General features: G+C 73.1%; 10 protein-coding genes. 5 read left to right on the top strand and 5 right to left on the bottom strand.

The window, feature by feature from the left end; translation table 11 throughout:
* Positions 1 to 239 precede the first annotated feature (239 nt).
* From ACH4XV_RS02005 to ACH4XV_RS01995, 3 genes are read left to right on the top strand one after another with little or no spacing between them, the layout of a single operon-like run.
* Positions 240 to 2,270: a peptidase C14 gene (locus ACH4XV_RS02005; protein ID WP_395786194.1), complete on the top strand. Its 2,031-nt coding sequence runs from the start codon at positions 240 to 242 to the stop codon at positions 2,268 to 2,270.
* Position 2,271: 1 nt separating this feature from the next.
* The gene (locus ACH4XV_RS02000) at positions 2,272 to 3,180 is read left to right on the top strand and encodes a GNAT family N-acetyltransferase (protein ID WP_395786192.1); all 909 of its coding nucleotides are present in this window, start codon (positions 2,272 to 2,274) and stop codon (positions 3,178 to 3,180) included.
* 50 nt (positions 3,181 to 3,230) lie between these two features.
* Positions 3,231 to 4,235 (top strand): lactonase family protein, encoded by a 1,005-nt coding sequence (locus ACH4XV_RS01995; protein ID WP_395786190.1) that lies wholly within the window; start codon positions 3,231 to 3,233, stop codon positions 4,233 to 4,235.
* On the opposite strand, the gene ACH4XV_RS01990 is transcribed toward ACH4XV_RS01995, so the two are convergent.
* A complete protein-coding gene (locus ACH4XV_RS01990; protein ID WP_395786188.1) occupies positions 4,195 to 5,070 on the bottom strand; it encodes an NAD(P)-dependent oxidoreductase in 876 nt (291 codons plus the stop codon). The genes ACH4XV_RS01995 and ACH4XV_RS01990 overlap by 41 nt on opposite strands.
* Before the next feature lie 199 nt (positions 5,071 to 5,269).
* Here ACH4XV_RS01990 and ACH4XV_RS01985 point away from each other — a divergent pair, with 199 nt between their 5' ends.
* A complete protein-coding gene (locus ACH4XV_RS01985) occupies positions 5,270 to 5,833 on the top strand; it encodes a TetR/AcrR family transcriptional regulator (protein ID WP_395787037.1) in 564 nt (187 codons plus the stop codon).
* Positions 5,834 to 5,851: 18 nt separating this feature from the next.
* On the opposite strand, the gene ACH4XV_RS01980 is transcribed toward ACH4XV_RS01985, so the two are convergent.
* The 4 genes from ACH4XV_RS01980 to ACH4XV_RS01965 form a co-directional block, all read right to left on the bottom strand.
* A complete protein-coding gene (locus tag ACH4XV_RS01980) occupies positions 5,852 to 6,517 on the bottom strand; it encodes a response regulator (protein WP_395786186.1) in 666 nt (221 codons plus the stop codon).
* Positions 6,518 to 6,587: 70 nt separating this feature from the next.
* Positions 6,588 to 7,964, bottom strand: coding sequence for a sensor histidine kinase (locus ACH4XV_RS01975; protein ID WP_395786184.1), 1,377 nt, complete (start codon positions 7,962 to 7,964; stop codon positions 6,588 to 6,590).
* 66 nt (positions 7,965 to 8,030) lie between these two features.
* Positions 8,031 to 9,173 (bottom strand): acyltransferase, encoded by a 1,143-nt coding sequence (locus ACH4XV_RS01970; protein ID WP_395786182.1) that lies wholly within the window; start codon positions 9,171 to 9,173, stop codon positions 8,031 to 8,033.
* Positions 9,166 to 10,137 (bottom strand): alpha/beta hydrolase, encoded by a 972-nt coding sequence (locus ACH4XV_RS01965; RefSeq protein ID WP_395786180.1) that lies wholly within the window; start codon positions 10,135 to 10,137, stop codon positions 9,166 to 9,168. The genes ACH4XV_RS01970 and ACH4XV_RS01965 overlap by 8 nt, the downstream gene beginning before the upstream one ends.
* A gap of 262 nt (positions 10,138 to 10,399) precedes the next feature.
* Between ACH4XV_RS01965 and ACH4XV_RS01960 the strand changes: the two genes are divergently transcribed.
* Positions 10,400 to 11,911, top strand: coding sequence for a sensor histidine kinase (locus tag ACH4XV_RS01960; protein WP_395786178.1), 1,512 nt, complete (start codon positions 10,400 to 10,402; stop codon positions 11,909 to 11,911).
* Positions 11,912 to 12,050 lie beyond the last annotated feature (139 nt).

Raw genomic sequence — 12,050 nt, 5'->3', positions numbered from 1 at the left:
GTGTGCCCGTCGGCCCGAAAAGCGCCGACGGGCCCGCACCCGACCCCACTTCGTGCACGGATCGAGAAAGTGAGCGGGACCCCATGTCCTCACTCGGTTCTTCCCCTTCGTCGTCGCGCCGTCGGCTGCTGGCCGCGGGCGGATTGGGCGGGTTGTTGCTCGCCGGTACGGCCGCCGCGGGGACCGCCTCGGCTTCCTCCGACGACGATCGGCATGGCGCGGGTTCGCGTGATGTGTCGATGAGTGTGCCGAATGTGGCCGCGTTGTTGCGGATGAACGTCAGGCCGCTCGAGGCCGATGCGATGGTGTTGGTGGCCGGCTATCACGCGGCGGGCGACGGTGGCGCGATGGTGGTGCGCTGGGACCCGCGGTCGAAGCTTGCGGTCAACGGGGGCACCGTGCTCGCCGATCCCGCCTCCGGGCGCGACGGCCGGTGGATCCAGGTGCACGACGGGGTGATGGACTTCCGCCGGTTCGGCATCCTCGACGACAAGGTCCCGGCGGACGCCGCGCTGGACGCGATGGTCAACGACCCGTACATCCACCGCGTCGAGGCGCACAGCGACCTGCTGTTCGTCAAGCGCCACACCTTCGCCCGCTCGCGCATCGTGCTCGACTTCGGCGGCCACACCGTGCGCACCACCGGCATCGAGAAGAACACCCACGACAACCCCTTCGGCGCCGTCCTGTACTTCAAGGGCAAGGTCACCGGCGCGGTCGTGAAATACGCGCTGCCCGAGACCGTCATCGAACTCACCGACGCCTTCCCGGTTCCCGACGCCGGCGCGTTCAGGGTCGGCGAGTGGTGGACGGTCGAGATCGACCCGATCGCCGGCGGCGGCACCTACGAGCGCGAATTGCAGAAGCTGGTCGAGATCACCCAGATCGTCGACGGCACACACATCCGGGTCGACTACCTCAACGGGTGGGAACTGGCCGCCGGGCGCGGCATCACCTGGACCCGGGTGGAACCCGTGCAACGCGCCGACGTCCGGAACATGGTGTTCTTCGGGGCCGGCGCCGGCCCCGGTGCAGACGACGAGTACACCGGCTCGCACCCGATCGCGTACGAGTACGCGGTGCGCTGCGACGTCACCGGGATCGAGGCGACCGGCTCGTTCTGGCCGGTGGTCATGCGCCGTTGGTGCACCCACTTCGTCACCGCCCGCTCGTCGTTGAAGAACCCGCCGACGGTGATGTACGGCGGCGCGGGCTATCTGACCCAGCAGATCTACTGCCTCTACGGCCGGGTCGAGGACTGCGTCTCCAGCAACGCCCGACACCTGAACGACTCGACCGCGTCCGCCTACTGTCACGTCGTCAACTGTCACGGCGACGGCGACGACCAGGGCGGCAACCCCTTCACCACGCACGGCCAGTACGAGCACGACCTGCTCTTCGAGGGCAACTCCGGACTGATGGACATCGCCAACTCGGGCGCTTTGTGGGGGACTTCCGCCAAGCGCATCACCGTGCGCGACCACACCTGCTCGTGGTTCGTCGCGGGTACGAAGATCACCGATCTGACCCTGGAGAACGTCCGGGTGATCCCACGTCCGACCTTCGACCCGGGCGGCACGCTCCAGGTCAACGCCGACGGCGTGCAGATGCGCGGCTGCGTGGCCCGCACGTTCGCGATCGGCCAGCGCTCGACCCGCTCGACCCGGCCGAACATCGTCGAGGGTTGCACGTTCGACCTGCCCGCGAAGCAGGTGCTGGTCCAGACGCCGGTGAGCAACACCGTGCACTTCCGGGACTGCCTGTTCACCGGCGTGGACGGCGCGATCCTGCGCGGCTCGGGCGAGGTCGACTTCGACTCCTGCACGCTCGTCGGCGCGGGGCCGACCGCGGCGCCCCTCGAAGTCGGCTCGGCCGTACTGCGCCTGACCGCGAGCACCCTGACCGACACCGGGATCCTGCTGTCGGCCGTCCGCGACCAGAGCCTGCACGTGGGCGCCGGCACCCGGCTGACCGGCGGCAACGGCGCGGGCGCGCTGCTGTCCCGGGGCGCCGGGGCGGGTGTACTGCGCTGGCACCTGGCCGGCGCGGCCTCGACCACGGACGGTGCGCATGTGCGCCTGACCGGCGGGGTCAACCACTGGATGGCCGGCCAGACCCGGTTCACCGGCGGCCGGTTGGAGCTGCGCCCGGAGGCGTTCGGCGGCGCCTCCTCCGCGCTGCACACCGGTTGTGTCGAGGACGGGGTGACCCGGACCGCGTTGCCGGCGGACGGCGCGCGGGTGGTCACGAGCGGGAACCTGGCGATCTGAGATGCGGCTGCGCCCGAGCACCACGGCCGACGAACCCGCGCTGCGCGCCCTGTGGGCGGTGGCCTTCCCGGACGCACCCGACCTGCCCGCGCTGTACGCGCGCGACGTGGGCCGGCATCCACGCACCCTGGTGGCCGCCGATGACGACGGCATGATCGACGCCGTCGTGCACTGGCAGCCCCGCCCGATCCGCAATCCGGCGGGCGGGGTGGACACGGTCGGCTGCGTGGGCAGCGTGGCCAGTGCACCCAGGGCCCGTGGCCGGGGGTTGATCCGCCGGCTGCTCGCCCTGGCCGTCGACGACATGACGCGCCACGGTTGTGCGTGGTCGTTGATGTTCAGCGGTACGCCGGGGGTGTACACGGGATCCGGTTGGGAGACCTTCGCGGCCCCGTATCTGCGCGGCGTGGCCGGCCCCGAGGCGGCGTGGGGGGATCGCCGGGTGCGCCCGGCCTCGCCCGCCGACCTGCCCGGGATGGTCGCCACGCACGCCGCCTGGAACGCCGACCGGCCGCTGACCACGGTGCGTTCCGCCGCCGACTGGGCGTACCGCTTCCCGCACTGGTACGCGCCGCCGACCCGGGTGCTGGTCACCGAGGAGGGGGACTACGTGGTGGTCCGGCCGGACACCGGCGACGTGCTGGAACTCGCGCTCGGCCCGGGCCGCCCGTACGCGCTGTCCGCGCTGTTGCGGGCGGCGACGCGCGAACTCGGCGGCCCCGGCACGGTGGTGACGCTGCACGTGCCGATCGACGCGGCGCTGACCCGGGCGGTCGGCGCGGTACTCGCCGACCTGAGCACCGGGCACACCACGTTCGGGCTGGCCCGGCCGATCCAGAGCGACCGGGCCCGGGTGCGCGCCACGATCACCGCCCCCGGCGCGATCCACTGGCCGGCGGACGCGTTCTGATGGGCCGTCAGGACCCCGCGATGCCACCCGACTCGGTGAGGAATCACCCCGTGCCGCCGAGTCGGGTGCCGGTCCTGGTCGGCGGCGCCGGCACGCTGGTCTGCGCCGCCGACCCGGACACGGGTGTCCTGACCCCGGTCGGCCCGCCGGCTCCCGTCCGCACCGCGTACGCCGCCGCCCATCCCCGTCTCGACCTCGTCTACGGCGTGGACGAGGCGCCGAGCGGCACGATCACCGTGGTCGAGACGACCGGCGGCGCCCGGATCCGGCAACAGGCCCCATCGCACGGCGAGATCCCCTGCCATCTCGCGGTCTCCCCCGACGGCGGCCGGCTGGTCACCGCCAACTACGGCAGCGGCGACCTGGTCGTACACCGGCTCGCCCCGAACGGCGCGCTCGCGGGTGTGTCCGCCTCCGTCCCGCTGCCGGGGTCGGGCTCCGGCGCGGTCGCCGACCGGCAATCCGCCGCGCATCCGCACCAGATCGTGTTCACGGGCACCGACACGTTCACCGTGGTCGACCTCGGCGGCGACGCACTGCTGACCTACCGACTCGTCGAGGGCCGGCCGCAGTTGCTCGCCACCCGGCCCGTTCCGCCCGGAACCGGTCCCCGGCACCTGTCCGGTCGCTGGCTGCTGGGCGAACTCGACCCGGTGATCCTGGCGTTGCCCGACCTCACCCGCCACCCGCTGGGCGCGCCCGGCCTGCCGTCCGCGATCGTCACCGCGCCCGACGGGGCCCACGTGTACGCGGCCAACCGCGGTCCGGGCACCATCACCACCCTGGCCGCCGACGCCCCGCATACGATGTCCGACCTTCCCACCGGCGGCGCCGCCCCGCAGGACCTGGCCTTCGTCGGCCCGGTCCTGTACGCGGCCGTCCCCGACGCCGACGCGGTCACCGCGTTCGCCTGGACCCCGGGAACCGGCACGCTGCACCCCCTCGGCGTGGCACTGCGCGTCCCGGATCCGCGCTGCGTCCTGCCGCTGCGCCGGGGCCTGCCGGCTTTCCGGATCACCCCCGGCTCGACCGGAAGACCTCGGTCAGGCTGGTGAAGCTGTCCTTGCCGTGCCCGGCCGCGATCCCCCGGCGGAAGATCTCCAGGACCGCCGCCGGCAGCGCCGTGTCCACGCCGGAGTCGCGCGTGGTGTGCAGCACGTGCTCGACGCTCGCCACGCCCATCGCCAGGTTGTCCACGTCCCCGCTGTGGTCGTCCGCATCCAGGCGCGGCGCGTAGAAGGCGAGAAAATCCGGCACCGACGCGGCCGTCGAGGACGCGTACGGCAGGAACTCCTCGGCCGAGATGCCGTTCGCCCGAGCCACCGACAGGGCATGCGTCGCGCTCAGCATCGAGGTCCAGAAGATATCCATCTGGAGCTGGTAGAGCAGCGCGGCCAGACCCGGGTCGGCACCCCGGTAGTCGGTGCCCGTGAGTACGGCCAGCGTGTCCCGGTGCGCCTCGAAGACGTCGGCCGGGCCGCTGTAGAAGGTCGACATCTGCGGTGACCCGATGCCCGAGGGCGGCGACTGCACCCCGCCGGTCAGCTGCCGGCCGCCGTGCCGACCCACCCACTCGGCCGCCTTGCGGGCCTGCTCCGGGGTGTCCGAGCCGAGATTGACCACCACCCGCCCGGCCAGCGCCGCGGCGACCGGTTCGAACAGCGCGTACATCGCCGCGTAGTCGGTCAGGCTCAGCACCACCAGTTCGTTCGCGGCCAGCGCCGCCTCGATCGTGTCGGCCCGTACGGCCCCGTCGGCCACCAGCTCGTCGGCCTTGCTCGCGGTCCTGTTCCACACCGTGACCGGGTGGCCGGCGGCCAGGAACGCGCGGGTCATCGCCTGCCCCATCGGACCGAGACCGATGACCGTGACCGCCTGCTTGTCGCCCATGAGTACTCCCGTTTTCGCGATACGAGCAAAGGAACGCCGGACTAGAACGAACGCTCTATCCAGCCAGAGCAACGTAGCACGCTTCTGGAACGAACGCTCTATTCGGTAGACTCGGCCCGTGCAGACGAAGACGCAGCAGAGCCGACCCGATCAGTCCGAGGCCGCCGCCGAATCGACTCCGCTCGGCACCCGCGAGCGCATCGTGCGCACGGCGTCGCGGCTGATGCAGCGGCAGGGCTACGACGGCACCGGGATCAAGCAGATCTCCACCGAGGCCGGCGCCACGCTCGGCTCGATGTACCACTTCTTCCCGGGCGGCAAGCAGGAGTTGGCGGTCGCCGCGATCCGACACGGGGACGCGGAGTTCGTCGACATCCTGGGCGCCGTACTGGCGGCCGAGCCGGACCCGGGCGCGGCGATCCGCGCGCTCACCCGGAGTCTGGCCGAGGGACTGCGCGCCTCCGACTGGGTCGACGGCTGTCCGGTCACCGCGACCGCGCTCGGCACCGCCGCCGGCCTGCCGGACATCCAGGCCGCCGCCGCCGAGGCGTTCGCGCACTGGCGGGAGGCGGTCCTCGCCAAACTGATCGAGGCGGGCCTGGCCGAGACCGACGCGCGCGAACTCGCGCACACCGTGATCAGCACGCTGGAGGGCGCCGAACTGGCCGCCCAGGTGACCCGCAGCGAGGAACCGCTGCTGCTCGCCGGCACCCACCTGACCAGGCTGCTCGACACCTACCCGCGCACCACCGACGCGGGCTGAGCCCTGGCGGCGCCGGCCTCAGCGCTCGCCCGCGCGCACCACGCCGTTCTCGTACGCGAACACCGCCGCCTGCGTGCGGTCGCGCAGGTTCAGCTTGGCCAGCAGCCGGCTGACGTGCGTCTTGACCGTCTGCTCACCGATCACCAACCGCGCGGCGATCTCCACGTTGGACAACCCGTGGGCGATCAGCGACAACACCTCGGTCTCCCGCTCGGTGAGCTGTTCGATCCGGCCGCGCGGGCCGGCGCTCGGACCGCCGAGCCGGGCGAACTCGGCGATCAGCCGCCGGGTCACGGTCGGTGCGAGCAGCGCGTCACCGGCCGCCACCACCCGTACCGCGTCCGCGAGTTGCCGCGCCGAGGCATCCTTGAGCAGGAACCCGCTCGCCCCCGCGCGCAGCGCCTCGTAGACGTACTCGTCCAGATCGAACGTGGTCAGCACCAGGACCCGGGTCGCGCAGTCGGGGTCGGCGGTGATCTCGCGGGTGGCGGCGAGGCCGTCCAGGACCGGCATCCGTACATCCATCAGCACCACGTCCGGGCGCAGCGCCGCGACCTGCTCGACCGCGTCGCGCCCGTCCACCGCCTCGCCCGCGACCTCGATCCCGGGCTGGGCGCCGAGCAGGACCGAAAAGCCCTCGCGCACCAGCATCTGGTCGTCGGCGATCAGCACGCGGATGGCCATCGTGTCCCTACCGTTCGGTCGTGGTCGCGGTCCATGGCAGGTGTCCCGGCTCCCCCGCCGGCGGGCAGAGTCATTGCCCGTCCGTCGGCAGGAAGACCTCGACGTGGTAGCCGCCCTCGGGAGTATGCCCGGCCTCGAGGGTGCCGCCGATCATCGCGGCCCGCTCGCGCATGCCCATCACGCCGTGCCCGGAGCCGTCGCGCGCGGGCGGCGTCGGGTGCGGCGACGGTTCGTTGTGTATGCGCAGGCCGAGTCCGGTCGGCACGTACGCGACCTCGACCCGCACCCGCGCGCCGGACGCGTGGCGCAGCGCGTTGCTCAGTGCCTCCTGGGCGATCCGGTAGGCGGACAGGTCGACGCCCTGGGGCAGCGGGCGCGGGGCGCCGACGGTGACGCGGTCCACCGTCATCCCGGCCGCGCGCACGTTGTCGATCAGTTCGGGCAGTCGCTCCAGCGTCGGCAGTGGGGCGGGCCGCCCGTCGCGGTCCACCGCCACTGCTCCCTCGCCGTCGCCCTCGGTACGCAACAGGCCGAGCACGCGGCGGAGTTCGGCCAGCGCGTCGACCGCGTTGGCCCGGATTGTGACGAAGCTGCGCAGCAACTCCGGTGGTGGGTCGGCGACTCGGTAGGGGGCCGCCTCGGCCTGGATCGCGATCACCGACATGTGGTGTGCAACGACGTCATGCAACTCGCGGGCGATCCGCGCACGTTCCTCCAGGAGTGCGCTGCGCTCCCGCTCGGTGGCGGTCAGGTCGGACTGTACGGCGAGTTCGCGGCGCGCGTCGCTGCGGCCCCGGAAGGCGACCACGACGATCATCACGGTCGCGGTCAGCAGGGCCACGGCGGGCATCGTGTCCCAGCGCGACGGGTCGTCCTGCGCGTTGCGCACCAGCACCACACCGAGCAGCGCGGTGCCCGCCCACGTCTCCAGCACGGTCCGCACCGGGGTGTGGAAGGCGACGTGGGCCATCACCACCACCTGGGCAACCACGCCGACCGCGCTCCACGGCCACTGCATGGCCACGCCGGACCCGGACTCGCCCGGCGTGGCGGCCAGCGCGCAAACCACGGTCGAGCCGAGCGACATCCACCAGGCCACGACCGGTCGTTGCGGCGCGAGCAGGATCGGTACACCGGTGGCAAGGCCCATGGCGAAGGCCACTCCGCCGGACACCCCGGGATAGCCGGCGAACACCGCTCCCTGGATGCCCACGACGAGCACCACGATGAGGTAGTGCAGCGCCAGGGCGACCGCGCGGCTGCTGAACGGGGCGGGCGGGCGCTCCGTCCGGACCCGGACGTCGAACAGGTCGCCGCGCAGCGTGGTCAACCCCTGCCGCACCAGGCCGACCACACCGGCCCGGACGGTGGTCGAGGTCTCGGCTCCTCCCGCCGCATGCGCGACGTCGATGTCCCGTCCGCCCGATCCGCCTGCCTTCGTGCTCATTCACAGGAGGCTAGAGCCAGGGCCGAAGCCCGGCGTCCCCGGCCCGGATGATCCGGGGTGTCACTCTCAAGAGCTACGCGCGGCGGCCGAGGCGCCGCGCGATCGTCCGCCGGCGGCCTCCCACCGATGAAACACCGTCCACAACACGAGCAGCACGGCGGCGAACGCCGGCATCCAGCCGACCCGCGCGGCCACCCACGGCAGTCCGTCGGGCGCGGTGCCCAGGCCGGGCAGTCCACCGAGGGCGATGCCGACCGAGGTGGTCGCGAGCATCGCGCTCTGGTGCCACAGGAACACCGTCATGGCGGACAGATTGACCAGCGCCACCGCCGCCCAGGTGCGCGGATGCCGGCTCAGTGCCCGGCGCAGCGGGGCCCGGACCAGCAGTGCGAGGCCGCACTGGGCGAGACCGAAGGCGACCGCCGCGAGGGTGGGCGGGTTGAGGTTGGACATCGCCTGGCCCGGGACGCCGACCATGCTGACCGGATAGCCGCACCAGCGGATCAGCGCGGCGCAGCCGAGCGCGCCCACCACCAGGAGCGGGCCGCCCAATCGCTCGATCCGGGCCCGATGCGGACCGGCCCAGAGCACCCCGAGGCTGTACGGGACCAGCCAGCCGGCGAGCACGTTGACCCAGCCGAGCGCGGCGGGCCCGTCGGCGGCGAACCTGGTCAGGTCCACGGCGGCGACCACGGCGAGCGCGAGCGGCGGACCGGCCCGGCCGAGGCGGACCACCAGCGGGGTGAGCAGGGTCAGGCCCGCGTAGACGAGCACGAACCACAGCGGGGACAGCACGAGCTTGCCGAGCGTGTAGAGGGTGTCGCCGGGCACGAAGTCGGCGAGCAGCGCCATGAGTACGGTCCACACCGCGAGGAGCGCGGCGATCGGCCGGCCGAGCCGGGTCATCCGCCGCCGGGCCCACGTGTGCCGGCTCGTGGCGTGGGCGTACGAGCGTGCCCCCACGTACCCGCCGACCAGGAAGAACACGGCCAGCGGCTGGAGCAGCCAGGTGACCGGGGCGAAGTCCGGCAGCCGGCGCAGTGGGCTGTCCGTCTGCCAGTGGTCGGCGCCGGCGGACACGCCCGTGACGATCCAGTGGCCGAGGACCACGCCGAGGATGGCGAACGCCCGCAGACCGTCCACCTCCCGCTCGCGGTCGGCCGGGGTCGATCGCTCGATCCGGCGTACCAGCACGCCCGGCTCAGCCATGGGTCACCTCCGTCGCGCGGCCTCGCACGATCAGCGCGAGGTTGTACAGGGCCCGCCCGCCGGGCCGCAGGTAGTCCGAGTGGCCACCGCCGCCGGCCGCGAAGTCGCGGGCGCCGAAGCCGCGCGAGGTCGGGTCCGCGCCGAAGCCGACGGTGGTGTCGAAGAACGGGATGCTGACGTGCGGCACCACGTCGATCCAGTCCGAGTCGCCGCGACCGGCCCAGACGCGGGCGCCGGTGCCCAGGTCGTCCCGGTCGTCGACACCCAGGCCGGGGCTGCCGAACACGGCGAGGTCGGCCACGTCGATCGTGGAGACCGCCCGCCCGCACACCACCGAGCCGTAGGAGTGGCACAGCAGCGACACCTGCGCGGCGGGCGCGACCGCGTACAGCCCGGCGACGAAGCGGCGCAGTTCGCGCGCGCCGTCGTCGGCCCGGCCGGTGGTCAGCACGCCGAGGCTGATCGTGTGCGGCGGGGAGTAGCCGAGCCAGGCGATCACCGCGACGCGGGCGGTCGGGTCCTGGGTGTGGATCTCCGCGTACAGGGCGCGCGCGCCGCCGCCGGGGGCCGAGTACGGCTTGTCGCCGCGCGTGTCGAAGTGGTCCAGGTCGGTGTCGGCGCCCGGCACCAGGACGGCGATCCGGTCCGCGGCGGCGAGGTCGCCGACCACCTCGACCGCCCGGACCCGGCCGGCGCGGCCGTCGAAGGACAGGAAGGTGCGGGTCGGGTCGGCCATCCGCGCCAGCTTGTCCGCCCGGCCGGTGTGTCCGGTGTCCCGGGCCAGCCCGGCCGCGTCGGAGATGGCTCGCTGGTTGGCGGTGTAGCGCTCGCCCAGGGTGGTCGCGGACATCGCCGGCAGCGTCGGCGGGGCCGCCGCCGCGGCCTCCGCCGCACCCACACCGGGTCCGGCCAGCCCGGCCGCCACCAGCACCGAGACCAGGCCCATTCGCAGCCGACCACGCATCTCCCGCTCCCGTCCTCGAAGTTCCGGACTCGAAGCTAGGAATCGGCGTCCGTAGCCTGCGTCGCGCCAGGGAGTGGACCTTGCGGGTAGCTCTGGGGGACTACATGGGTCACTCGCGTGGTCGGGAGTCGGCGGGAACGGCTGCGGGGCGGCCCGCGCCGCGGGTGAATCGTGCCGGGGGTGGATCGCGCCTCAGGTACCACGCGTGCTCTCCTCCGCTGGGCTGACGGCGCGCCGGGTGCGGCCGGCTACCGTGGCATCCGTGACTTTTCGCTCCGCCGCCGAGTCGATCCGCCGCCCCTTCCCCTCCTGGCCGCAGGCCCGACGCTCGTTCGCCTTCGACCTCACGGTGGCGATCGTGGTCGGGCCGCTGGTTCCCGCGATCGCCCTGGCGGCGCATTTGCACGAGTCGGGTGCGGATGTCGCGAACGCATGGCTGACGTACATGGCCCAGGCGATCGCCGGGCTGATCCTGATCGTCCGACGCCGGCATCCCGAGGTGTGTGTCGCGGTCATCGCGCCCACGCTGCTGCAGGGCCAGTCCTTCGGCGCCCTCTTGGCGGCCTACGCGGTCGCGGTCTACGTGCACGACCGCCGGCGGATGTGGTTGTTGATCGGCGTCCTGTGCCTGGCCACGTGGCAGCCCTGGGATTGGCGGGATCTCGCCAACAACACCGGGAACACCTTCGGAACGCTCACCCCCGCGTGCTACGGCCTCTACATCGCCTCCCGCCGCCGGCTCATCGCGGCCCTCGGCGAGCGTGCCGAACGGGCAGAGCGTGAACAGGAGTTGCGTGCCGAACAGGCCCGCGAGGAGGAGCGCAACCGGCTGGCCGGAGACATGCACGACATCGTCACGCACCGGGTGAGCCTGATGGTCCTCCAGGCGGGCGCGATGCGTTCGCGGGCGGCGGACGACGCGACCCGGCGGGCGGCGGAGGACCTGCGTTCCACCGGGTGTCAGGCGCTGGCCGAACTGCGCGATCTGGTCTCGGTGTTGCGCGCCGCGCGGGAGCGTGACGCGCGCGCCCCGGTGGAGCCGGCGGTGCTGGACGCGTCCGCGCTGGTGGAGGAGTCGGTGGCGGCGGGGGTGGATGTGCGCCTGGATGTGGAGGGTACGGCCCGGCCGGCCTCGCCGGTGGTGGTGCGCACCGCGTATCGGGTGGTCCAGGAGGCGCTGACGAACGTGCACAAGCACGCGCCGGGCGCCTTCGTCCGGGTCCTGGTGCGGCACACCGACGGCGAGGTGCGGATCACCGTGACGAACACCGCGCCCACCCGGCCGCCGGAGATCGAACTGGGCGCGGGTGGCACGGGATTGGTCGGGCTGCATCGGCGGATCGAGCTGACCGGCGGCACGTTCCGGGCAGGGCCGCGGGCGGATGGGGGCTTCGAGGTGGACGCGCGGTTGTCGGTGGGGGCCGGCGCGGCGACGGCGGCCGTGGGTTCCGGGACGCCGGGTGACCCGAACGAGCCGGCACGGAGCGAGACTTCGGCCGATGCCGATGCCGAGGCCAATGCCGATGCCGAAGCCGAGGCCGCGTCGGTCGAGCCGCCGAGCGGGGTCGCGTGGGTGCTGCGCGCGGGTCCGGTACGCCCGGCCCGGGAGCGGTCGGGCCGGGATCGGTCGAAGGCGGGTCGGCCCGCCCCGGAGCACGTGGACCGCCCGGAGCACGCGGAGCGTTCGGGCCGTTCGGATCACCACGATCGCTCGGACTCCGCCTCGGCATCGACACCGGGAGTACTGACGGGATCACGCCCCGAAACCGGCTGATACCCGGAGGATCCGGCCGCGCCGACTTCTCGATCCTCGACACGTGTCACCCGTCTTTCGGTGTTGACTTGCGCGGCCCCCGGATGGACCCTCGGGCCAGCCGCGTCGCACCGTTCGGCCGACCGGCCCCGGGTTCCGG

Source organism: Embleya sp. NPDC020630 (assembly GCF_044334985.1).
Taxonomy (GTDB): Bacteria; Actinomycetota; Actinomycetes; order Streptomycetales; family Streptomycetaceae; genus Embleya.
This window is presented reverse-complemented; position numbering and strand designations above follow the sequence as displayed.